28 protein-coding genes are annotated in these 22,443 nt (G+C 59.3%); 27 read left to right on the top strand and 1 reads right to left on the bottom strand.

Translation table 11 applies throughout. From position 1 onward, the window contains the following. Nucleotides 1–43: 43 nt before the first annotated feature. From BM216_RS23050 to BM216_RS22965, 17 genes are all read left to right on the top strand, one after another. On the top strand, nt 44–430 hold the full coding sequence (locus BM216_RS23050; protein ID WP_093001568.1) for a hypothetical protein: 387 nt from the start codon (nt 44–46) through the stop codon (nt 428–430). Further along, complete coding sequence (locus tag BM216_RS23045; RefSeq protein WP_093001567.1) at nt 430–624, top strand: hypothetical protein; 195 nt, start codon at nt 430–432, stop codon at nt 622–624. The genes BM216_RS23050 and BM216_RS23045 overlap by 1 nt, the downstream gene beginning before the upstream one ends. A 2-nt stretch (nt 625–626) precedes the next feature. Then, entirely contained in the window at nt 627–1,217 is a 591-nt protein-coding gene (locus tag BM216_RS23040) for a head-tail connector protein (RefSeq protein ID WP_244530277.1), read from the top strand. Nucleotides 1,218–1,392: 175 nt separating this feature from the next. Further along, nucleotides 1,393–1,515 carry a hypothetical protein gene (locus tag BM216_RS35080; protein WP_280141700.1) on the top strand — a complete coding sequence of 41 codons (123 nt, stop codon included), beginning with the start codon at nt 1,393–1,395 and terminating at the stop codon, nt 1,513–1,515. Continuing rightward, nucleotides 1,512–1,856: a head-tail adaptor protein gene (locus tag BM216_RS23030; protein WP_093001564.1), complete on the top strand. Its 345-nt coding sequence runs from the start codon at nt 1,512–1,514 to the stop codon at nt 1,854–1,856. Before BM216_RS35080 ends, BM216_RS23030 begins: the two co-directional genes overlap by 4 nt. Then, complete coding sequence (locus BM216_RS23025; RefSeq protein WP_093001563.1) at nt 1,853–2,341, top strand: HK97-gp10 family putative phage morphogenesis protein; 489 nt, start codon at nt 1,853–1,855, stop codon at nt 2,339–2,341. The genes BM216_RS23030 and BM216_RS23025 overlap by 4 nt, the downstream gene beginning before the upstream one ends. 2 nt (nt 2,342–2,343) lie before the next feature. After that, entirely contained in the window at nt 2,344–2,751 is a 408-nt protein-coding gene (locus BM216_RS23020) for a DUF3168 domain-containing protein (RefSeq protein WP_093001562.1), read from the top strand. Nucleotides 2,752–2,781: 30 nt separating this feature from the next. Beyond that, nucleotides 2,782–3,213: a phage tail tube protein gene (locus BM216_RS23015; RefSeq protein WP_093001561.1), complete on the top strand. Its 432-nt coding sequence runs from the start codon at nt 2,782–2,784 to the stop codon at nt 3,211–3,213. Between the two features lie 3 nt (nt 3,214–3,216). Continuing rightward, nucleotides 3,217–3,576, top strand: coding sequence for a hypothetical protein (locus BM216_RS23010; protein WP_093001560.1), 360 nt, complete (start codon nt 3,217–3,219; stop codon nt 3,574–3,576). Then, on the top strand, nt 3,489–3,785 hold the full coding sequence (locus BM216_RS35075) for a phage tail assembly chaperone (protein ID WP_093001559.1): 297 nt from the start codon (nt 3,489–3,491) through the stop codon (nt 3,783–3,785). Before BM216_RS23010 ends, BM216_RS35075 begins: the two co-directional genes overlap by 88 nt. Nucleotides 3,786–4,073: 288 nt before the next feature. Further along, a complete protein-coding gene (locus BM216_RS22995) occupies nt 4,074–7,190 on the top strand; it encodes a C40 family peptidase (protein ID WP_093001557.1) in 3,117 nt (1,038 codons plus the stop codon). A 2-nt stretch (nt 7,191–7,192) separates the two neighbouring features. Beyond that, on the top strand, nt 7,193–7,912 hold the full coding sequence (locus BM216_RS22990) for a hypothetical protein (protein WP_093001556.1): 720 nt from the start codon (nt 7,193–7,195) through the stop codon (nt 7,910–7,912). Next, nucleotides 7,912–8,514 (top strand): hypothetical protein, encoded by a 603-nt coding sequence (locus tag BM216_RS22985; RefSeq protein ID WP_093001555.1) that lies wholly within the window; start codon nt 7,912–7,914, stop codon nt 8,512–8,514. The genes BM216_RS22990 and BM216_RS22985 overlap by 1 nt, the downstream gene beginning before the upstream one ends. Nucleotides 8,515–8,528: 14 nt before the next feature. Beyond that, nucleotides 8,529–8,930 (top strand): DUF6950 family protein, encoded by a 402-nt coding sequence (locus BM216_RS22980; protein ID WP_093001554.1) that lies wholly within the window; start codon nt 8,529–8,531, stop codon nt 8,928–8,930. Nucleotides 8,931–9,013: 83 nt separating this feature from the next. Beyond that, on the top strand, nt 9,014–11,212 hold the full coding sequence (locus BM216_RS22975) for a phage tail protein (RefSeq protein WP_244530287.1): 2,199 nt from the start codon (nt 9,014–9,016) through the stop codon (nt 11,210–11,212). A 70-nt stretch (nt 11,213–11,282) separates the two neighbouring features. Continuing rightward, complete coding sequence (locus tag BM216_RS22970; protein ID WP_093001552.1) at nt 11,283–13,001, top strand: SGNH/GDSL hydrolase family protein; 1,719 nt, start codon at nt 11,283–11,285, stop codon at nt 12,999–13,001. 17 nt (nt 13,002–13,018) lie between these two features. Beyond that, nucleotides 13,019–13,774, top strand: coding sequence for a hypothetical protein (locus tag BM216_RS22965; protein ID WP_093001551.1), 756 nt, complete (start codon nt 13,019–13,021; stop codon nt 13,772–13,774). A 224-nt stretch (nt 13,775–13,998) separates the two neighbouring features. Here BM216_RS22965 and BM216_RS22960 read toward each other — a convergent pair whose 3' ends face one another. Further along, nucleotides 13,999–14,193: a hypothetical protein gene (locus BM216_RS22960; RefSeq protein ID WP_093001550.1), complete on the bottom strand. Its 195-nt coding sequence runs from the start codon at nt 14,191–14,193 to the stop codon at nt 13,999–14,001. A 306-nt stretch (nt 14,194–14,499) separates the two neighbouring features. On the opposite strand from BM216_RS22960, the gene BM216_RS22955 reads away from it, so the two are divergent. The 10 genes from BM216_RS22955 (at nt 14,500) to BM216_RS22910 (ending at nt 22,150) form a co-directional block, all read left to right on the top strand. After that, nucleotides 14,500–14,736, top strand: a complete 237-nt coding sequence (locus tag BM216_RS22955; RefSeq protein ID WP_093001549.1) for a hypothetical protein — start codon at nt 14,500–14,502, stop codon at nt 14,734–14,736. Continuing rightward, nucleotides 14,699–15,274, top strand: coding sequence for a lysozyme (locus tag BM216_RS22950; RefSeq protein WP_093001548.1), 576 nt, complete (start codon nt 14,699–14,701; stop codon nt 15,272–15,274). Before BM216_RS22955 ends, BM216_RS22950 begins: the two co-directional genes overlap by 38 nt. Next, on the top strand, nt 15,271–15,654 hold the full coding sequence (locus BM216_RS22945) for a hypothetical protein (RefSeq protein WP_093001547.1): 384 nt from the start codon (nt 15,271–15,273) through the stop codon (nt 15,652–15,654). Before BM216_RS22950 ends, BM216_RS22945 begins: the two co-directional genes overlap by 4 nt. Then, nucleotides 15,575–15,874 carry a dehydrogenase gene (locus tag BM216_RS34115; protein WP_177230880.1) on the top strand — a complete coding sequence of 100 codons (300 nt, stop codon included), beginning with the start codon at nt 15,575–15,577 and terminating at the stop codon, nt 15,872–15,874. Before BM216_RS22945 ends, BM216_RS34115 begins: the two co-directional genes overlap by 80 nt. Beyond that, nucleotides 15,871–16,215 (top strand): hypothetical protein, encoded by a 345-nt coding sequence (locus BM216_RS22935; RefSeq protein WP_093001545.1) that lies wholly within the window; start codon nt 15,871–15,873, stop codon nt 16,213–16,215. The genes BM216_RS34115 and BM216_RS22935 overlap by 4 nt, the downstream gene beginning before the upstream one ends. Continuing rightward, nucleotides 16,215–16,559, top strand: a complete 345-nt coding sequence (locus BM216_RS22930) for a hypothetical protein (protein ID WP_143102837.1) — start codon at nt 16,215–16,217, stop codon at nt 16,557–16,559. The genes BM216_RS22935 and BM216_RS22930 overlap by 1 nt, the downstream gene beginning before the upstream one ends. A gap of 3 nt (nt 16,560–16,562) precedes the next feature. Next, nucleotides 16,563–17,081 (top strand): hypothetical protein, encoded by a 519-nt coding sequence (locus tag BM216_RS22925; RefSeq protein WP_093001543.1) that lies wholly within the window; start codon nt 16,563–16,565, stop codon nt 17,079–17,081. 22 nt (nt 17,082–17,103) lie between these two features. Beyond that, nucleotides 17,104–17,415, top strand: a complete 312-nt coding sequence (locus BM216_RS22920) for a hypothetical protein (protein ID WP_093001542.1) — start codon at nt 17,104–17,106, stop codon at nt 17,413–17,415. A gap of 30 nt (nt 17,416–17,445) precedes the next feature. Continuing rightward, nucleotides 17,446–20,031 (top strand): hypothetical protein, encoded by a 2,586-nt coding sequence (locus tag BM216_RS22915; RefSeq protein ID WP_143102836.1) that lies wholly within the window; start codon nt 17,446–17,448, stop codon nt 20,029–20,031. 199 nt (nt 20,032–20,230) lie between these two features. Next, nucleotides 20,231–22,150 carry an acyltransferase family protein gene (locus BM216_RS22910; protein WP_177230879.1) on the top strand — a complete coding sequence of 640 codons (1,920 nt, stop codon included), beginning with the start codon at nt 20,231–20,233 and terminating at the stop codon, nt 22,148–22,150. Nucleotides 22,151–22,443: the final 293 nt, after the last annotated feature.

Below are 22,443 nucleotides of genomic sequence, written 5' to 3'. Positions count from 1 at the left end.
AGGGGCGCTACGGCGCCCCGCATCTTTCAAGGAGTTAGGCCACATGGCAAAACGTGATCTTTACAACAGCATCGGCGTAATCCAGTCGATCGCACCGGCGGTTCAGTCCGCATCGGTCAACGGCTCTGGCGTCGACCTTCGCCCCTACAATTCCGCCACTGTCATCATCAATGCAGGCGCCATCGTCGGTGCCGCGGTGATGGTTCCGAAGCTGCAGGAATCGGATGATAACTCGACCTTTACGGACGTGGCAGCCGGCGACCTGCTCGGCGCTTTTCCCGCCTCTCTGTCCGCCTCGGCTTCGATCAAGGTGGGATACAAGGGAACCAAGCGATATGTCCGCCCGGTCCTGACGCTCAGCTCCGGCACGTCGATCGCCGCTGACGCCGTCGTAATCGGTGGACACGCCAGCCTCGCACCGGTGGCCTAATGGCTGTCGTCATCAAGCCGTTCGATTTCGCATCGGACGGTTTCACGATCGAGAGCCTGGTTACGGGTGACGAACGTGACTTTGGCGCCGCTACCGATGGCCTTGTCGGAGAGGGCTTCATCAGTGTTGACGTAGAGGCCGACGCGGAAGACGGCGAGGGCGCGCCTCAGGCCCCCAAGAAGCGCGGGAAATAATGATGCTCAAGCTAGTGACGCCACCGGCGGCGCCTGTGGTGTCGCTGGCCGAAGCAAAGACACATCTCCGTGTTCTTCATGACGACGAGGACGATTATATCGAAGCCCTCGTCGATACTGCCGTCGGAATGATCGATGGAGCAGATGGCTGGCTCGGAAGGGCAATCGCTCCACAGACGTGGCAGCTCAGTCTGGATCGGTTCCCTTGCAGTGACGACAACGGCCGGTCGGGCAGGCTCCACTTGCCTCTCGCCCCGTTGCTGGCTGTCGATACGGTGGAGTTCATCGGATCAGACGGCATCGACGGCGAAATCAGTGATTACCGCGTCTTCGGCGTTGGCTCGACACAGCCGGGCTACATCAAGCCAGCTCGCAGCTCTTCGTGGCCATCTACTGATTGCGAGCCGGAAGTGATCCGCATCACCTTCACTGCTGGGTACGACGATGTGCCGAAGGGCATAAAGCACGCAATTCTGCTGATGATCGGGCACTGGTTCGAAAATCGTGAGGAAGTTGGCGACGGCAAACTCGTCGAGATGCCAATGGCTTCCAAGGCCCTTCTGATGCCTCATCGCAACTGGCGAGGTGCCTGATGTGGGTCCGCTTTACACGCCGCCACGTCTGGAAAGCCACGCCGGGCACGAGCATTGCCTACAAGGCTGACGGCGGCCCACACAAGGACGGTCGCTATTCCGTGACGCGCGATTGCGCCAACGATGCCGTCGCCAAAGGCGCTGCGTCGAAAGTCCCAGCACCAAAGAGGCCGAAATGATCAAGTTTGCTCAGTCAGCGCACCAATTCGTGCTCGACGTGAAGATCGGCGCTGATCTCGGCGAAAGCTGGGCATCCGCAGTGAACTTCGCGTGGAAGATCTGGGGCTGGCGCGCATGAGTGCCGGCGCTCGACGCCAGCGTCTGCTGATGCAGAAGCGGGGCGAGGGAGAAGATGAGTACGGCAATCCACAGTCGGACGCGTTCGCCACGGTCTTCGAGACTACCGCCGAGCTCATTCCGATGAAGGGCAGCGAGCCCGTTATCGCGGCGCGCCTCACAGGCACTCAGCCATACGTCGTTCGCATTCCGAGCTGCGCCGCGGCGCGAGACGTCACGACGGCTTGGCGCATCGTCGACAAGCGCGATCCGTTCCGAATTTTCAACATCACGTCAGTCGCCGACATGGATCAGAAGAATCGCACCATCGATATTCTGGCGACGCAGGGTGAAGCGGCATGATGACCGCCGAGCTGCGCGGCCGCGACGCTCTTATGCGCCGGCTTAACCAGCTGGCGCCGAACGTCGAGAAGTACACCGCCGAGGCGAAACTCAAAGCCGCCGACATGCTGGCCGACGAGATTCGCAGTCGCGCTCCAACCGGAGCGACGCTCGACTACATGGAGAGCATCGACGGCGATTTACTGTCGAGCCGTCCGGCCCAAGAGCAGGTCGGCACGCGAGCGACCAAGGATCCCGGCGCCACTGGCATCTTCGCCAAGTTCATATGGCGCTTTCTCGAGTTCGGTACGGCTCCGCACTACACGACAAAAGGCGGCGGAACTGTCGCGGGCAAAAAGCAGGCGACCATTTCGCAGGTCAAGATGCACCCCGGTATGCCGGCGCAGCCTCACATCTTTCCGACCTACCGAGCAGCCAAGCCGAGAATTCGGCGGATGATTCTCGCTGCGGTCAATAAGGCGGTGCGCGAGGCCCGCAGAGGGTAGCGATGTCAGCCGAACTTGAACTACAGGGCGCGGTGAATACGCGCCTTCGCGCTGACGTGCTGCTCACGGCGCTCGTCAGCAAGCGCGTCTACGACCAGCCGCCGTCACCGGTGACGTTCCCCTACGTGACGATCGGTGAGGCGCAGTCCATCCAGGATGACGTCGAATGCGTCACCGGTGAAAAGGTCTACCTGACCCTGCACGCATGGTCGCAGGCAGTCGGATATCCGGAAGTCAAACGCATCGCGTCGGCGGTGAAGGAAAGCCTTCATCTCGCGCCTCTGACCCTGCCGTCCTATCGGCTGGTGTCCATCCTTTGCCGTACCTCGCGGACGTTCCGCGACGCTGACGGCCTTACGAGCCACGCAGTCATCGAACTCGTGGCCTCGGTTCACAAACCGCTGGCCTAGCCGGCGCATCTCTTACATCTGGAGTATCTCATGGCGCTCGGCGAACAGCTCGGCAGACTGCTGCTCATCAAACTCGGAAATGGCCTCGATCCAGAGGTATTCTCTAACCTTTGCGGCCTGAAGGATCGCAGCTTCGATCTCTCGGCGAATTCGGTCGACACGACCAAACCAAGCTGCACCAATCCCGGTGAGGCGGTCCAGAAGACCGGTCGGCCGGGCATTGTCAGCCGCACATTCCAGGGCTCCGGCACGTTCGTATCGAGCGTCGCCATGAAGGCCTTCATGGTTCACGTCATCGAGGCGACGGTCTTCAACGCTCAAGTCATCGTCCCAGGCCTCGGCACCTTCGAAGGCTCGTTCTTCGTGACGAACTTCCAGGCAACCGGCGATATGGAAAACGACCTTCAGTTCAGCGCGACGTTCGAAGCCGCTGCGCCGCTTGAATTCACGGCGGAGGCATAATCGATGGCTGTAGAGGAGAAGCCTTTCCCCTTGGACGTCAACGAGGCCCGCGGCGAGGTATCGCTGTGGGTCGACGACGTGCCGCTTGTGCTTGCCGCAGAGATGGGCCGCCTGTCGGCCGTATCCACGCGCCTGCAGTGCAAGTCGCTGAATGACCTATTCCTCCGTCTGTCGGACGTGGAGGCGGCCGCTACGGTGGCCGGCATCGAGCTCCTGACCGTAAAGGGCAAGCCGCTCGAGGCAATTCACAAGCTTAAGCTTAAGCACTTCGGTGCATGTCGCATCGCCTTCATGGCCGTCCTCGCTCACCATTTCGATGGAGAAGACGAGGGAAACGCGGAAGCCGCCAGTCAGGCGGCGTAGCGAAAGAAGATCCATTCCCTTGGCGGCAATGGATGCGCATCGGGATCGGCGGCCTCAAGTGGAGGCCTGCCGACTTCTGGTCGTCGACCATGACTGAGTTCTTTGAGGCCATTAACGGCCACAACGACGCACAGGGCGGCGAGACTGAGAAGTCGACTGCGGCGCCGACCGAGAACGAAATGGCCGCGCTGCTGGCTAGGTTTGGTTAGCGCACCATCCTCTCAGCTTCGAGCTGCTGTTTGTATGTGATGAAGTCATTTTGGCGGCACCAATCTCGGAGACGTTTTGCCGGACCAAGCTGCCATCCGTAGACCTCACTGATGGCCACAGCGCATGCGTGTGCCTTGGCGGCATGCGTATCGTCGTCCTTCGGTACAGGCGGTAGCGCCTGCGCATACGTTGATGTCGCGCTGACTAGCAGCGCCAATCCTATCGATAGTTTCACCACACACCTCCAAGGCCCGCCACCACGCGGGCCTTCTTTTTAGGATGCTCGCATGGCGGTCGATAACTCCGATGACCTGATTATCAGCATTTCGACCGACCAAGCTACACTTCGCCGCAGCATCAAGCGCATCGAGCAAGATCTCGGCACGCTTGCTGGATCGGTCAAGAAGCAGTTCGACAACGTTGGTCGTTCGGTCGACAGCTCCCTGACCACCAGCCTACAGAATCGCATCAACGGCATGGTTGGGATCGGAACCAGCGCCGCTAAAGAATGGACCGGCGCACTCGCCGACCAAGGCAAAGAGCTTGAGCGCCTTCGTGCTCGCTACTCGCCTCTGTTCAACACGATCAACAACTACAAGTCGGCCGTCGCAGACATCAAGCGGGCGCATGCTCTAGGCGCGATCTCGGCTGACGAGATGGCTACGGCTATTTCGCGCGAACGACAGGCTGCCCTGGCATCGACTGCGGCAATCAAGGGTCGAAATCAGGCACTGCAAGCCACGGTCACAATGAGCCGTGGAAATTCGTTCAACACGTCCAACCTTGCTGCGCAGGGCTTCGACGTAGCCGCTACTGCGGCATTCATGCCATGGTATACCGTTGCCCTCCAGCAGGGTCCGCAGGTCGCGCAAGTCTTCAACGACATTCGAGCGAGCGGCGAGCGTATTGGTCCAGCTGTCGCTGGCGCCTTCATGCAGTTGGTCAATCCCATATCGCTTATCACAATTGGGGCGATTGGTGCGACTGCGGCGGCCGTAGCTTACTTCTCCGGCGTCCTTTCCGATAGCAATAGCGCGTCGGAGAAGCTCAAGGAGCAAGCGCAGCTTATCCAGTCGGTCGCCGACAAATGGGGCGACGCGGTCCCCGCGCTTAGGGAATACGCCGAGCAATTGGCGCGGGCGCAGGATGCGGCCGACCTTAAGGCTGGCGTGGCCCTGATCAACGAGAAGACTCTCGAAGACACAAAGAAGCAGCTAGAAGATGCTCGCATTTCTGTCTCCGCACTCGTTCAAGACCTTCGATCTGCCGGGGAGGCAGACGAGGTCATCAAGCGGCTGCAGTCCGCTTTTGAGCAGTTCGCTAAGTCTGCGGCAGATGGAAAGCTGGAGGCGCAAGACGTCAAGAGCGTACAGGATGCCCTTGCCGCAGCAATCAACAGCTCGGGTATTCCTGCTCTCGCCGACTGGAAGAAGATGTTTGACGAGCTGTCGACATCCGCTCTGTCGGCATCCGAGAACGTGGGCAAGGTAAACGATGCGGCTAGCCGCAATTTGCCGGTAACGACCTGGCGCAGTTATAATCCTGCGACAGGCAAGCCGGAAACCAACGCTCAGCCTTGGGACGAGAATATCCAAAACCCCGGCTTCATGACGCCGGAGGTTGGTCCTGTACCGCAGGGTAGACCCCTGCGCGAGCTTGAGGCACTGCCTACCGACAAGAAAGCCGAGACAGCCGCCCAGCGATCCGCCAATGCATACCGCGACCTGAAAAAGTCGGCAGACGATCGCCTCGCGCAGATGCAGCAGGAGATCGACCTTCTCGGCAAGTTCGGTATCGAAGCAGACACCGCGCGGTTCGCGCTGGATCTATTCCAGCAGGCCGAGGACAAAGGCCGGTCCCTCAGTGAGGCGCAGCGCGCCGAGCTAGAGAAGAAAGTCGCGCTCTACAAGCAGTATTCGGCCGAGTTGGCCAAGGCCAAGCTGTCGCAGGATCTGCTGGAGCAGCGTCGTTACAACTCGATGACGTCGCAGGATCAACAGATCTATACGACGCTCAAGCAGTACGGCCTACCGACCGATATGAACAGCCAGGAGGCTGGCCAGATCAGGCAGTCGCAACAGCTTGAGCGACAGAACGAGGCGATCGATCAATTCGCTGACAGCCTAGCAAATGGCATCGTGAACAGCGGCGGCGATATCGGCAAGGCGTTCGGCGAGGTCTTCCTCAATGAGCTTAAGGATACCGCGCAGAAGCAGCTGTCGAACGTACTTGGTCAGTTGTTCAAAGCTATCATGACTGGCGGCGGAAATGGTTCGCCGATCGGTAGCAGCGCCACATCCTTGGGTGGCGGACTTCTTTCGAGCGTTTTTGGCGGCAAGACCGCGGGCGCAGGCGCCGGAGGCGCGGTCGACAAGGCCTCGGCGCTCCTCGGCGCCAACGAGCGTAGCAATGCGGGATCAATCAACGCCTACCTGAAACAGGGCGGCGTCGACATCAATGCGGCACAGACCGCTTGGTGTGCGGCCTTCGTCAACTCTTCGCTCGAGCAAATCGGCGTCAAGGGCTCTGGCTCGCTGACCGCGAACTCGTTCCAGAACTGGGGCTCGGCCGTCGATCCCGGCCAGGTTCTCCGCGGCGACGTGCTTTTGCAGTCGCGCGGCCTTGGTGCCGATCAGGCAGGCGGACATGTCGGCCTCGCAACCGGATCGACCCGTATGGCCGGCGGGCAACTGCAGCTTGAGATGCTATCGGGCAATTCGGGCAACGCTGTCACCAATGCTTGGGTCAACGCATCCGAACTTCAGGTGAAGCGCGCTACTAGCGCGGCCGATGCGCTCGGCAAGCTTGCCGATAGTTCAGGCGCAGCAACGCAGGGCCTTGGCCAACTGGGCCAGCTTTCGACAAGCTTCTTTCCGGCAGCCCCATCCGCCCCAAGCGGCGGCGGCGGCGTCGGCGGGCTTGGCGGTATTTTCTCCGGCCTCTTTGGAGGCGGGTTGAGTGCCGCGCAGATCGCCAAGTACACGCCAATGGTCGGCCTATTTGCCGATGGCGGCGATGTCCGCGGTCCCGGGACGGGCACCAGCGACAGCATCCCTGCGATGCTTTCGAATGGCGAGTTCGTCGTACGTGCCAGCGCTACCAAGAAGCACCTCGCACTCCTGCGCGCCATCAACAGCGGCCAGGTTGGGCGCTTCGCTGAGGGCGGTCTTGTGACGCCCGCGTCGGTTCCATCGGCACCCGCACTGCGCTCCCCGCGAGCGGCAGCCAACGACAACGGACAGCCCGGCGTCTTAGTGGTCCGCATAGACGGCGCCAATGGCGATGATCATGTCCGGATGCTTGTTCAACAGGGCGTGAGCGACGGTCTCGGCCAATACAACCAGTCGCAGCAGCGATCGGGCTTCGGCTCAAACCAGCAAAAGTTCACTTCGATGAAAGGCTGAGGATGGCCAAATTCCTGAATCTGCCGACTCTTGAGGCGGACTTTCTTGCTCCGCTACGCACCTCTGTCGACGTGATGGGCTCATCGGTTGACGGCGGGCGCAGCGGGACGGGCGAGACGATCGAAATCCAGATGAGTGGAGGAGGGGCTCTCTCCTCCACTTACGAGGAATGCAAGATCACCGAGCCGGAGCAGTTCGAATATATCAACTGGCTCGGCGCAAGGCTGACTGGCGGCTTCCGCTTCATCAACGTGCCGATCATCACCGATTGGTGGGGTCCGTTCGCTGGCAAGCGGCCGACGATCGGCGGCATTCCGCACTCCGACGGCGCCTACTTTAGCGACGGATCAGGATACAGCCAGGCCACGGTTTACGGAGAGCTTGTTCAGTCGGCGGGGCTCAACGCCGGCATCATCAAGATGCGGGTCTACGGCCTCTCACGGCCGCTTCGTTGGTCGGACTGGTTCTCGATTTATCACGAGACCGCTAAAGGCTGGCGCGCATATCGGTATTGGGACGTCCTGGATGTCACCAGCGAGACGAACCCGGTTTACACACTGGCTCTTTCGATCCCTCTGCGCGAGGCAACGCCGTCAGGCACTCGTGTCGAGTTTGCTCGGCCGCGTTTCGCCGCAAAGTTCAGGGCCGGCTTTACGCTGCCATCTGTTTCGGAGGCATTTTACTCCATTCAGCAAAACATCCAGTTTTCCGAGGCCTTCTGATGGGTTGGGTTCCAGACCACATCATCGACGAGCTGCAAGGAAGTCACCAGCTAGGGATATTCCTGCGGATCGATACCGATCCGGCGCTGCACATCTGGTTTGGCGTCAACGACATCCCCGCCGGCTTCGACAGCATCGATCCAGAAGGCACGGTTTACCTCGGAGGAGGGCGCCTCATTGGGCTGCCGACGCTCGAGGTGCTGGTGAACGGCACGGCGGACAGCGTCGAGTTCACGCTCTCCGGAATCGATCCGGCGACTGCGGCAAAGACGATGGACAGCATCCCTGCGGTGCGCGGTGCCAATGTCACGCTCGGCATCACGACGCTCGATCAATATTTCCAGCCGATGAGCGCCATCATCCCGATCTGGGAAGGAACGGCTTCTCATACTGGCGAGGCTTCTCCGACCGCCACGGGCGACCAGTCGCCTAGCATCACGCTGTCTTTGACTGTCGTCACCGGCGAGGCCACGCGTTCAATTCCCGCTCGCACTCTCTGGTCGCAGCCGCAGCAGCGGGCGCTCTCGTCGACCGACGACTTTTGCAAGAACACTTCCCGCTACGGGCGCGGCGTGCAGCCCTCGTGGGGCCTCGGCTACTAATCTTCAGGTGATCGATGGAACTTCTTGAGTTCCTCAGCCTGCCTCACCGGTTTCGGTGGGGCGGGGTGGGTGGCGACGACTGCACGACATTCTGTGCGACGTGGATCAACCGTCGATGGGGCTTCGACCCAGCCCTGAATTACCGGGGCAGCTACACCTCGAAGGAGGGCGCCGACGCCATTCTCGCCGAGGCAGGCGGCATCGTCGGATTTGCCGAACAGATCCTTTCCCCTCGCAAATTCCTTCGCACTGACGCGCCTCATGACGGCGACGTCGGCGTCGTTCTCGCGCCAATCGGCGGCGAGTTTGCCGAGGTTTCAGCAATTCGTTTCGGGCCGCTTTGGGCGGTCCTCGGCCCGCGCGGTGCGTCGGCCAAGGCACTGCAGCACGTCGCTGCGTGGAGGTATTCCCCGTGAGAGACGAGCGCTTTTATACGCACCGCTACGACCTGGCATTCCAGCGAGAGATCTGGGACTACGCGATCCGTCGCACGACTGTGATGTACCCGATCGCGCGCCGAGATCCGATTTTCACGCCACTATTTACGGCTGTTTTTAGTGGCATCGGTCTTACCGGAACGGCACTCAACGTTGCTGTAGGTCTCTCGACCGCAATCGCAACGACAGCCCTGACCATCGGCATCCAGGCGATGATGATGCCGGAGCCACCGAAGCCGGAGAACGGTAAGTTTCCGCTACAGCAGGCGATTCCGTACCGTATCTGGGGCGTCGGAAGAAACCGCAGCGCCGGCGCCTTCATGTTCTTCGAGTCCAGCGAGAACGAAGTCACTGCCTATATGGTGCAGGCTCTTCGCGGCCATCGCATCAGGTCCGTCAATCGATTCTGGCTGCATGACGACGAAGTGACGGTCAAGCCGGACGGCTACGTCAATGGGCTCAGCAAACGATACGCGAGCGATAGCGTCAGGATCGAAACTCGCCTCGGGCTGCCGGTAGAGACGGCCTACGCCGATGCGGTGTCTAGGTTCTCGTCGACTGGCTTGTGGACCAACAACCACCGCGGCGACGGTCAGGCATCTCTTTTCATCAGGGCGTCTGCGACCAAGGCCAAGAACCAGCAAAAGCGCTTTCCTTACGGCATCCCGATGCTGTCAGTCGAGAGTGACGATGCGCTATGCTGGGATTTCCGAGACCCGACGCAGAGCCCGACTAATCCAGCTACATGGAAGTGGACGCAAAACAGCGCGGTGATCTGCGCCTGGCATCTATGCTTCAATGAGTTCGGTTTCCGGCTCGACTACCGCAAGGCGCTCTTGCCCGTCCTCGATTTGTGGAAGGAGGAGGCCGACATTTGCGACGAGGACGTGCCGAACGCCGGCGGTGGTACTCACAAGCGCTACCAGTGCAACGGCTACGATACGACAGAGAACGGTCCCAAATCCGGACTGAACGCTATCCTCGCAACCTGCGACGGTCACTTGGTGGCCCGTGGCGACGGCGCCCGTATCCTCACGGTCGGTAAGTTCCGTGAGAGCCGCGTCGTGACGCTGTCGGATACGGATATCGTCGGCCATCAGATCCAAGAGGACGTGCCGTTTGACGAGGAAATCAATCGCCTCGTTCCGAAGTTCACCTATCCCGCGACAGACTACACGACGACAGACACTGACTTCTTCGAGGACGTCGATCGGCAGCTGACATCGGGCAGGGTTCTCCCCAAGGAGGCAAACTACCAGTGGTGCCAGGACTGGCGGCAGGCCCGACAGCTCGGCAAGCGTGACTGGTTGCGTGTCCTGGAAAAGGCAAGAGGGACGATCAACGTCCGCACGTCAGGCATCAATGCGGTCTATGCCCGGTGGGTAAGGCTGGCAACGCCTATGCGGCTGCCGCGCCTAAACGGAAAGCTGATCGAGAACCGAAGTTCAGTATTCGCGCCCTCCAAGGGCGGCTTCTCTATGGACTTCGTGAAGCACCCCGACAACATCGACGCTTGGAACCCAGCGGTAGACGAGGGGCAGCAGCCTCCTGTCCCGCCAAAGCCGAATGTCGTCGGCATTCTCACCCCCGTTATCAATCTGGTTCAAGCTAGAGCGAGTGGACAGAGCGTCTATGTTCGCGTCGTCATCATCGACCCGGAGGAAGACAGTTACACGCCTGTCGTCCGGTATCGCCTTGCCGATCGTGGCGACGGTCAGCCTGGAGCTTGGGTATCTCAAGAATTTCCCGACTCTTCGGCCTCCGGAGGGTTTGTTAATCTGAATACCAACGTTGTCCCTAGCAACCAGAATCTAGACGTTCAGGTCGCTTTCAAAGAGAGCGGCGGTAGCTACGGCGATTGGTCGGTCACAGCCAACGTGATTTCGACAGTTCCTGGACAAAACCTCGTCATCAATGGCGCCTTTTCGTCGGATAGCGTTTGGTCGAAAGGCGCGGGCTGGTCGATAGGCGGCGGCGTAGCTGCGCACGCTTCTGGAACGGGAAGCGCGATATCACAACCAGCCGATCTTGTTGCTGGTGCGTCATATGAGTTCACCTACACGATTACGGCAATTAGCGGCACTGGTGGAGTGCGTCCTCGCTTTGTCGGATCCACAGTCGTGGATGGGATCACGAGGATGGCCACGGGCACCTACAGCGAAACGATGACTGCCAATGGAACGTCAACCGACGTAGCCGTCTACGCAACGGCGTCCGCTGGAGCTTCGATCGACAACGTGTCCTGCCGCCGTATCGGGTGACGGATCAATCAATCACTTTTGGAGCAACGGTTCCGGCCTTTGGTCGGGCCGGTTGCTTATGGAGAATCGCATGGGTGCAATTCGCGACGCCTTTAATTCTGCTTGGCCAGACGGTCCATCAACCAATCCGACAAGACCGAACAAGTCTACAATCCGTCAGGTTGGCACAACTATAGAAACCTCCCTCGTCGGAGCTGCAGCTGGGCTTATCCGCGCTACCACAAAGGCCGGTTTGGGATCTGGTACGAGAACTGGCCAGCCTGGTCAGGTCACTGCTGGCGCGGACAAGGGCGAATACTACTGGAATGGCTCGGCCTGGATCCGGACGGGCGATGTCATCGACCCTATAGCGCTTCAGGCAAACATCGACGAAGAGGTCGACGAGCGCTCCTCGCTTATCGCACGGGGTATGCAAAACATTCCCGTCGCGATCAAAGATGCTTTGGGCTTCATTTGGGCATACATCGACAACCGCGGATACGTGAAGTCCCGTGGGTTTAGCGCAGCGGGGTTCGAGATGGGTTCTTCGGGTGCTGATGAAGTATTTCACATCCGCGATCGGCGTGGCTTCAAATACCTCTCTTTGACCAAGACGGAGCTTCGGGCGCCTGGTCTTTCACATGGTTCGAACCTTAATGAAGGGTTTGACGCCAAGCCATTGATCGGCGGCACGCTTGTGAGTTTCGTTGGCGATGAAACGCACCTGTTCGTAAGGAACATTCTCACGCAACGCAGCGATCTGTCTCGCATCCGTGCTACGCTCTATAGCGAGGCATCGCTTAGTGGCATTCGTGCCAGCTATAGCCGAACAGGCGATGATGATCTTGTCGTCGATCTGGCCAAATGCTCGCAGACGGTTACGCTGCAAACGCGTCTAGACGAGGTAACGGCCGACACTCGTAACGCGACAACCCTCAATGCGATTTCCGTTCCAGTGAGCCCTTCGAGCGGCAACACCGTCCGCGCGCTCATGATCGGCGATAGCATCACAAATCGACAGATGGCAGCCAGAATGAACATTCGGGCTTCTCAGCGCGGCTACACGATTAACTTCGTTGGCACGCTAAACGGAGCCGGGGTCGATCAGGGAGCCAATGACGCTACTGGTCCACTAGGCGAGGGCCGCGAAGGCTGGGAGTTTGGAGACTTCACCTACGCGGTGACCAACCGCGCCACGGTTATCGCTCCCGGTTCCGAGGCCTCCTATCTTGCTGCGGCCAAGACGTCGAAGCAGACACAGAACCCGTTCCTGCGCGCGGCCACCGGTGGGGATAGTTCTTCGGTCGTCAGGAATGGGTATGTGTTCGACTACGCCTTCTACCTGAGCCGCTTCTCCCTCACGGCGCCGAACGTCGTCTTCATCGGCCTCGGAACGAACGATATTCGTGATCTTTCGTCGTCGGAACTTGGTCCGGGCATCCTAGATGGCCTGACCATCATGTGCGGTCAGATCCTGGCGGCGCAGCCAACCACCAAAATAGTTCTGTGGTTCCCTCCGGTTTCCCGTTCAAGCGAACGCGATGCGCTTTGGTCCAGCCGGTATGTGGAGGTTCTCACGCGTTTTCTCCGGTTCGTCAGAACACAGGCAAATGCCAGCATCCGGATAGTCCCAACCTGGGCGATGGCTTCGCAAGAGGTTGGCTTCGAGCTTGCGGCCGGCTCGACCTCGGACATCGGCATCAAAACTGCGGAGCTTTCTGATGCGGTCCATCTCGGCCCCTACAATATCGCGGCTGTTGCGGAAGTCCTTGCGGCGGCCGCTGGAGCTGCGGCTCAAGAAACGCTTTAACTCGACAGGAGCCACAAATGGCAAGCACTGACATCATGGTCTACGAGGGAGATGCCTCGGCTCTCTCCATCGGGTTCGACGCGGCAGTTAGCAATGGTCTGAGGGGTCTCTGGTTTTTCAACAGAGGCATGGAATCCCGCCGTAACCTCGCGGTTGGCGGCGTAGACGCCGTCGTTTCCGGGGCGCCAGCCGTGCAGGGCGGCTATCTTCGCTTCACCGGTAACGCCAGCTATTTCCAGACTGACGTATCGGATAGCGAGGCATTGACTATCATCATGGCCGGGCGAAGCACCGACACGATGGCCGATCCCGCTCATTCCCCAATGTTCGTTAGCAACTTCGGAGCTGGCGCTGTGGGTGGTGGAAACGCAGGAACGGCAGGCGTTAGCGTCTACTCGGCGAATGATCCGACCGTAATTAAGTCCGCGGCATCGCGCTACACAGATGCATCAGCCTCGGCCGTGACTTCCGCAAGTCGTGATATTGCCGCTACACTTTCGGCATGGAACCTCATTGCCACGCGCACGCGCAATGACCGAACGCAGGCTGACAACCTCACAACCGGCGCATCGGCTGCGAACAACTACACCACCCAGGCCCGCGTTGTCGGCGCTGGCAAGCTTCGCATCGGAAGCTCGTTTAGTTCGGCGTACACCGGCCTTGCCGACGTTGCCTTCACGGCGATCTACAACCGCTACATCAGCGACGCTGAAGTCGATGCGATGTCGGCTCAAGTTAAGGCGGCTTTGCAGTATCTTGGGATCACCGTCTGATTACGCTTACAGCTGAAGAAAACAACAACCACCGTGATGGCGTAGAACGGCCAGCAACCAACCTCGACGCTGGCCTTCACCGCGCCGGTAACTTCATCCCTGTTGACGCCGGCGACGAGCGCTTACGGCACGAAAGAAGCGCCAGCACAACGCAGTTCCTAGCGAGTAAGGCGGGTCTTCGGCTCATCCTCGGTGGCAGCTACTTCGCGGCGTGACCTTGTGCGTTAATCGTCAGTCAGAGCACTGTCGAGATCGTGCTCTTCGTCCGCACTTCGCTTTGGCTGCTTGTCCGAGTCTTCTGTGAAATAGACCAGGCCCGCCCCAAACATTATAAGCAGTGCCGCCCGATACCAATCTGAGGGCAGCACATGACAGACGCCCGCAACAACAAATGCGAGTCCAAGTATTGATGTTTTCATTTTTCCCTCCCCAGAGGGACTAATGAAGCATTGGACTATGGATGGTGTCCAGTATCCGTAAGCAACTTTCGCACAACTGAAGTCGTAAAGCTGCGAATATCCTCCCATGTGGTGAGCATGGCTATGACCAACTTACTAGCCAGAGGCTGAACTCTAAGACCATCCAACCGACGGCCGCGAGGATTCCCGCCATGGTGATGCAGCTGATGACAACTGCTATCGAGTCATAGTTGTTTTTCATAGTCAGTCTTCGCGTTTACGTTAGCGCATGACCGCCTTCCATAAAATCATTTGTCGAGGTTAGCAATGAACCTCCTTCCGAACGCCGGCGCCATCGCGCGCCGCGCCTGGTCGCTGCGGCTGATTGAAATCGCTGCCGCAGCGGACATCATCCTAAACGTCGTTCCCTTTGTCTCTGACTGGCTTCCGTGGTGGCTCACCATCGCGCTGCTGGTCTGTGCCTGGGGTGCACGTCTCATTGCCCAACCTGAAAAGGAAAAGGCGAATGCCAATCAACAAGATCCTACCGTCGAGGCGGGCTAAGAGCGCGATTGCCGCGGTGATGGCGGCTGTCTTCGCCGGATCGGCCGCGTTGCTGCCTGGCGGCACGCCTGCGTCAGTGACGCTTGCCGTCGACCACCTCATCAAGCCGTGGGAAGGCCTGCATACTCGGGCCTATCTCGACATCGTGAAGGTGCCGACGATCTGCTACGGCGAGACCAAGGGCGTGAAGCTTGGCATGACCAAGACGGTCGCCCAGTGCGAGGCCATGCTCATCGAGCGCATCAAGGCCGACTACTATACGCCACTGACGAAATGTATCGCCGGATTCACCAAGATGCCGGTGAGCGTGCAGGCCTCAATGATTTCCGGCGCCTACAACTTCGGCGTGGGCGGCATGTGCGGTTCGACCGCTGCCCGCTTTGCCAAGGCCGGCCAATATCGCGCGGCGTGTGAAGCGCAAACGGCTTGGAATAAGGCTGGTGGCCGAGTGGTCAACGGCCTTGTGAAGCGCCGAGAGATGGGCGACGCCCAGCGGATCGGTGAGGCGGAGCTTTGCGTGTCGGGGCTGTCGGCATGATCGCGCTCCTCGCAAACAAGACCGCAGCAAAGGCCCTCGCCATCTTCGTCCTGCTGCTCACGCTCATGGCCGGCGCGTGGTGGATCCACGGCAGGATTTATGACGACGGCTATCAGGCCGCCACCCTCGTGAAGAACGCTGAGATAGCCACCATCCTCCGCGACGCAGCCCAGGCAGACGCCGACGAACAACGCCGGCAGACCATTGCGAACAACGCCGCGAAGAAGCGCGAGGCGGAAGCCATCGCGCAGCTCGAAGCCGAACAGGCCGCCAACACCGAATTGAGAAGGAAGCTGGCCAGTGAAGCTCGGCAAGGTCCTGATGCTGACAAGCCTAGCCTTGGTGCTGGCAGCGTGCAGCGTATCAACCAAGTCCGTTAACGTCGCACCGGTGAAACCGCCGGCGATCGTGGCGCCGGACAGCGCGCTGCTTAAGGCATGCGACAGGCCGGTGCTGCTGGAGCATGGCCCTTTGACGCAGGCCCAGGTCGAAGAGCTGTGGATCACAGACCGCGCTGCACTGCTCGCCTGCTACCGGCGGCACCTGGCGCTCCGCAACTATATCGTGGATCGCGACGAGGCGCTGAGGGGTGATAAATGACCGGCCCCGAAATCATGGCCGCGGTCGGATTCTTCATCGCCGTCTTCGGCTTTATCTTCGGCCTCTGGAAGTACGTCGACTCTAAGCTCGGCAGCGTCCGCAGGGAAGGCGCAGAGGCGGCGGGGGCGGCGACCGCACTCGCCAGCCTAGCTCGAGAAGAGCTTGCCGCCCACAAGCTCCACGTGGCCGAGACGTATGTCTCCAAGGCCGGCCACCGCGAGAGCACCGAGCAGATCATGGAGGCAATCAGCGGCGTGAAGAGCGCCGTCGATGCCATGACGCTGCGCATTGACCGCGTTGTCGAAGGTCAGCCCAAGGCGCGCACCACGCGGAGTGGCTAATGGCAGATTCCAAGTTTCCAAGACTGAGTGGGCTGCTTGGGATGATGCGGGATATGGGCGACGGCACGCATGCCGAGGTTGTCGCCACTTCCATGACGCCGTCTGACCGAGCCGCGCTCGATGCCGCCGGGGAAGTCTACACCAACGTTGCGCCCTATAGCGGCGCCACGACGTCGGGCAGGGCGGTCCTTATCATCTGCTCTGCCGCAGGCACCGCCACGCTTACCTTCGCAGGTGGCGGCACGGTGACAATCCCGGTCGAGGTCGGCCTGTCTTTATTGCCATTCGCGCTGACGAACGCCGCGCAGACCACTGGCACGATGTCGCTCTACAAGTTGAGCTGACCGATGCCGGCAATCATCGCACCTCGTCAGCCAAACCTGAGCGCCTACGCTCTGAAAACGGAAGTGCCGGCATTTATCAATGGCGGCACGTTCCAGACCATCGAAAACCTGCTCGCGAATTTCCCAGCGAGCGCGCCGTACCTTGGCATGTACGCCCGCATCAGCAACGTTTTCGGCGCTGTTCGAACCGTCATGATCTGCGAGTACGACGGCAACAGCTATTACTGGCGGCCGCAGCGTACCGACTACGCGATCGACAGTAGCCAGGCTAGCGGATCCATGTCCCTCCTGCCGCTGTTCACGGCGCCAGAAATAAGACTGCAGTCTACTCTAGTCGGCCTGATGACCATCACGCCTTCGACGGTCAACGTCTGGCCCGGCTGTTCCTACCTGATCTACGCCCCGACCTCGCTGGGCGTCTTCTCGCTCACTTTGACCGGCCTCGTCGGCGGTCTCACCGCGGCGATCCTCGGCGGATCCAGCCGCCGCATCGTCTACACGGCCGCCGGCTGGCGCGCCTAATCCATTCCTCAAGGAGATTCACATGGCCTTTTCTGGCGTCCACATTGTCGCTGGCTATGCCGGCTCGTTCCGTCGCGAGAAGTCGCAGGCAATCCTCGGCAAGATCACCTGGTCGGAAGCGCCGGCCACTGGCGTCTCGACCACAGGCGTCGCGCCGGTTGTTCACGACACGCTCGGCCAGCCCGTATTCCGACTGCGCTCCTCGGCTGACGCATACTTCGCAATCGGCGCCGCGCCCAACGCTACGACCGGCCCGCGTATCTTCGTCCCGGCCAATACTGACGTCGATGTTTTCGCCGACGCTGGCGACAAGGTTCAGTGGGTGGCTGCATAATGAGGTCTAGTCTCAACCTGAGGGCGTCGCTTGGCGCCCTCACTGCTTTGGGCCGCGCCCCAATACAGGGCGGTGGGGGGCAACCTGTCATCCGGCACTCCAGATGGACCGGAAGAGGCCGTCATCAGCCCAGCCGTGACCATACAGCGCTCGACATATTCGGCTTCCAAGCTCGGCACCATCGCGCCGCGTCCGTCGCAGATGCTCTCAGGCAACGGCAACTATTGGACCCGCCATATCCTGCGCGTTCCGTCGTCGGCATATCCAGACCGTTGCTTCAGCTATTTCTCGTCAGACCATGATGACACGTTGAATGGCTCGACGGGCAGCGGTGGCATATACCTCAATATCTGCGTCGCTGATCCGTCCGTTCCGGCGAATTGGAAGCTTTATAACGAAGCCGTCACGGCTGGTTGGCTGGACGACATCGCGAGCAAGCCCGCCTCCAATCCGATCTATACCGGCGCTGGCGGCGTAGGCAGGCAGTGCGAAACGCCATGTGTTCGAAAGGTCGGCTCTACGTTCGTCATGACATATCAGCTTACCAGCGCTCCTGGTGCGCGAAATCAAGCGACCCTGCGCGCTACCTCCGTAGACGGGGTGAATTGGACAGGTCCAAACGTTCCGCTGATGCAGGTCGCAACGGCCGAGGCCATCGGGGATGGTCATCAGGGTTATATGACGTGGGCCGAGAATCCTTTCCCGCGCAACCGCGTCCCATACAACTACGTCGGCTATTCGCTCATCGGTGGGCAGTTCCGATCGACGATGGGCATGTGGGGCTGGGATGACCCTGTCGCCGGAACGCCTGTCTTCCTCGGTGCGCTGAGTAAGTGGAACGGCCGCTTTAGCCCATCCAACCCTTTCACGCAGACCAGCAACTGGTTTGCTGCTGCTGCGATTGAAATTGATGTGGGCAGCATTCGGCAGACCCGGCAGGGCTATTCAGCTCTCGTCGAGTTCGCTGCACAAGGCTCCGGTTCGAATGCGCGCCCTGGCGATATCTACGAGATTCTTCTCGATGGCGACGGCAAGACGATGCTCGGCAAGCCGCAGTTGGTAGTCGCGCGCGGCACGAGCGGTTATGACCAGGGCGAAGTCGGTACGGTCGGCGTCATGACCTTCGGTGACAAACGCCTGATCACCTACGACGCGGCCACTAGTGCTAACGCGAAGGTATCTGCGCTCTCGTCGACGTCGCTCAGAAGCCCGCAGAATACCTGGTTCCGCTCTCCTGCGCCTCACAAGCCGGTTGATGCTGATGTGACTGTGAAGTCGTTCAACTTTGCCGGCGCGTCGTCGTTGCCTGTCGGTCTGACTGAGGTGAAGGTTGGCTCGACGTTGCCGGCCGCATCATTCAGCGCGAACGGACTTTCCGTGACGGTTGATGGCACGATGGCGACGAAGGGGGAATATTACCTCTTCGAAGATGTCGGCTTTGACCCTGCCGTGACTGAGTACGTTGATATCTACATCGACGACTGGATCACCACGTCCGCTGCTGCGTACCGCGTCCCCTATATCGGCTTTGCGACCAGCAAGACCGCTCGATCGGCGATGACGGACGCAATCTTCATAGGCAATGGCGAAGGCATTGACGGCACCATGGCGCTGCAGGCGGTAGACGGCGGCACTCAGCCGATCGCAGCCAGCATCTCCGATTACTACTATGGCGTCGGCTATGGCCCTAGCATACTTGGGACCGGCGCGTCCAAGAAGCATGTCGGCGTTCGCCTGTTCCCGACCAGCGGCAGGGCTTACATCCTAGGCGAAGGTGGTACGGAGCTGCAGGAGATGACATCTTCGAACGGCAACCTCATGACCAACTTCGACATGACGCAGCGTTGGTATCCGTTCTTTGGGTTCAAGGGAGCAGACACAGCTGCAGCAGTCGAGCGTGTCGGCAAGATGACGGTGAAGGTGAAGTCGAGGGCTCACCTTGCGGGAGATGCGACGCTCGGTATCGTCGGAAGTGCAGTTACGGCAACAAACACGGCAACGCCGTCCTTCGCCTCTCTGGCGATCGATGCGGCGGCTTCTGACAGATACGTCGCGTTCTTCATCTCTGGTCGCTCCACTGCTGCCCTGACTTCGTTGACGGCAACCTTCACGCCTGACGGTGGAGCGGCAATCCCGCTTACGCAACTCCATCTGCACCAGAGCACCTATGACGCGCCCAGCGCCTCATTCATGGGCCTGTTTATCGCAGCTATTCCTACGGGAACAGCTGGCACCTTGGCTGTTGCCGCCGTTGGGACGACGCCGGTTCGTTGGGGTGTGAAAGCGGTCCCGATGTACGGCATCAATCCAACGCCGCTCAAGATCGGGTCGATCTCCGCAATCGGCAACAGCGTGATTATGAACAGCGAAGTTGATAAGCGAGAGGGTGGTATCGTCGCCACCGCTGCGATGTTCTCGACGACGAGCTCCACCTTCCATGCCCATGCTGCGGAAGAAAGCCGTGTGAATGTCGATAGTGGTGAAATCCTCTATGCTACCAACTCGACCGTGCTGAGCGTCCTGGGCATCAAGAATACCTCGGCCAGTGCCGTGCTTGAGGCGACGGGCAGCGCTGGTGCTGTCGCCGTTGTGGCTTCATGGGCTAAGGCGGCTTAGCCCCGCAGCTGTTAGACCATTATGTCTCACTGGCTCGACGTGCAGACGAACAGAAAATGAACTTTGCACGTCGACCATCATAGCACCCCCCTATCAGGATTAAGGATAGCTGAGAAATCCATCCAATCCGCCTTGCGCTATACAAAGCCTACAAGTAACTAAGTTGGTGATATTTTCTTCAGATACTTTGGGGATTTTTGTGGACGCCAGGGTTGTTTCTAATCGGCTGCACGCGGCGGGCGATGGTCGTTACCTCGACTTTGTTGATGGCATTCGTGCTTTGGCAGTAGTCTTAGTCTTATGGTTCCACATAAGTAATACGACTCTTACGGGCGGCTACGTCGGCGTTGACGTGTTTTTCGTGATTTCGGGATTTTTGATTACTAGGATTTGCCTCTCGAAAAACTTTTCGTTCGGCAGCTTTTGGTATGCAAGGTGTCGCCGAATTCTCCCAGCGTATCTGGCTACCATGGTTGTGGCCGGCATCCTCTCATCAGTAATCCTTCTTCCGGATGAGGCGGCGCAAGCTGCGAGATCGCTTTTTGCAGCGCCGTTCATGCTACAGAATTTCGTATTCTGGAAGCAAACAAGCTATTTTTCTCCTACGCTGGAGACAAATCCATTCCTCCATACTTGGACACTTGCCGTCGAATGGCAGTTTTATTTAGCACTTCCTCTGTTGACGATGGTGCTCAGGCACCGCCACGGTCTTCTTTGGGCGGCTTTGGTCGTGGTATTCGTGGCAAGTTTTGTCCTAAGCGTTTGGGGCGCAATTTATAAACCCACGCCGACGTTCTATCTGGTGCCGTTCCGCGCTTGGGAATTTCTTATAGGCTCATTCATCGCAATGACCTCAACGAGGCTTTTGCCTGGAGCAATATTGTCATCTGCGGTCTCCGTCGCTGGTCTCATCGCCATTGTGTTCGCCGCAGTTGTGTTTACGTCAAAGACGATATTCCCCGGGTTCACGGCTTTGCTTCCGTGCCTGGGCGCGGGGGCACTGATTTGGGGCGGTTTAAGAAACCCGGAGAGCTGGACATGTCGGGCGCTGTCTTTGCCTCCAGTGCGAGCGCTTGGGCAAGCATCCTATTCAATCTACCTTGTGCATTGGCCCATTATTGTTTTCGTCCGTTACATATGGGTCCATGACGAGCCGTTTGCGGTAACGATTGCGATCGTCGCAGCAAGCGTTGGACTAGGGTTTCTTTCGTGGCGCTTCATCGAGCAGCCCTTCCGCAAGAAGTCCGATAAGGGGCCTTTACGCAGGACGGCGGCAACTGCCGGCGCTGCCAGCTTCATTTCGGCGATAGCGGCTGTGTTATTATTTACCGTGGGCTTCCCCCAGCGCGTCCCAGATGCGGTGCAAGCTATAGAAGCAGCTGGAAAGGATAATGGCAATTTTCGACACTGCCTAGGTTTCGAGGCACCGGAGACATTGGAGTTCAGCAAGTGCAGGCTCGGATCGCAAGGGCCGGTTAGGCTTGTCTTGTGGGGCGATTCGACCGCCGCCGCTCTCGCTGACGGTCTTTCAGAGGAAGCAAGACACAAGGGCGTTAGTGGCGTCTTTGTTGGTGCTGACTCGTGTCCGCCGGTTCCGGGTATGTCGGGCGGCTTCCTGCAGGCACGGGGTATCTGCAGCCGGATCCAGGCAGACCTGCCAGCGTTATTGAAGAGAGATCCGGTCGACGTGCTGCTTGTTGAGGCAGCATGGGTAGGCCACTGGAGCCGAAACGTTGACACTTTCTCCTCGGAAATTGCCCGGGCATTTGCCGACTATATGACACTTGCTCATCGCGTCGTGATAGTCGGACCTGTGCCAGCCGCCCGTATGAACTTACCAAGTGGGCTCGCTCGTTTGTCGTATTTCGGAAATCGCGATAGCTATCTCGGGCCAGAGAACCTTGATGAAATTGTTCAAGTGAATGAGCTTGTAAAGCAAGCGGCCTACAAGCAAGGCTTTCAGTTCGTGGATCTACTCAGCCAGATTTGCACGATGGATTGCTCAATGACTTTCGATGGCAAGCCGATCTATTTCGATAACGGACATATCACCGAGACAACGTCTAAGCGGCTGGCGCGCGAAAATTCCAACATTCTACTAGGCGATCTGCAGCCTTAGCCCCACCGCCCTAACGTCGACCTAACCCGCGCGGGTGATGCGCGTCCGATTCCTCGGCGTCATGATGTTCCTTCCAATCTGGGGAGGGAGCATGCGGCAGTATGGCGCCTTGTGGCTCATCTTGATTGTCTACGCCGGAGGTGGCTTGGCCCGCGCTGAATCGCCTAAGTTCTGCAAGTCGGATACCTGTGACTTTGGTGCCGATCTCATGGTCAACGACTGCGTGTCTCAGGGGGATGATCGTGAGGTTGTGTGCAAGCCACGATCCGAGCGATACAGAAAGCAGTGTTACG

Source organism: Rhizobium sp. NFR07 (genome assembly GCF_900111905.1).
Lineage (GTDB): Bacteria > Pseudomonadota > Alphaproteobacteria > Rhizobiales > Rhizobiaceae > Neorhizobium.
The sequence above is the reverse complement of the archived record's forward strand: the minus strand, read 5'-3'. Positions and strand labels throughout refer to the sequence as shown.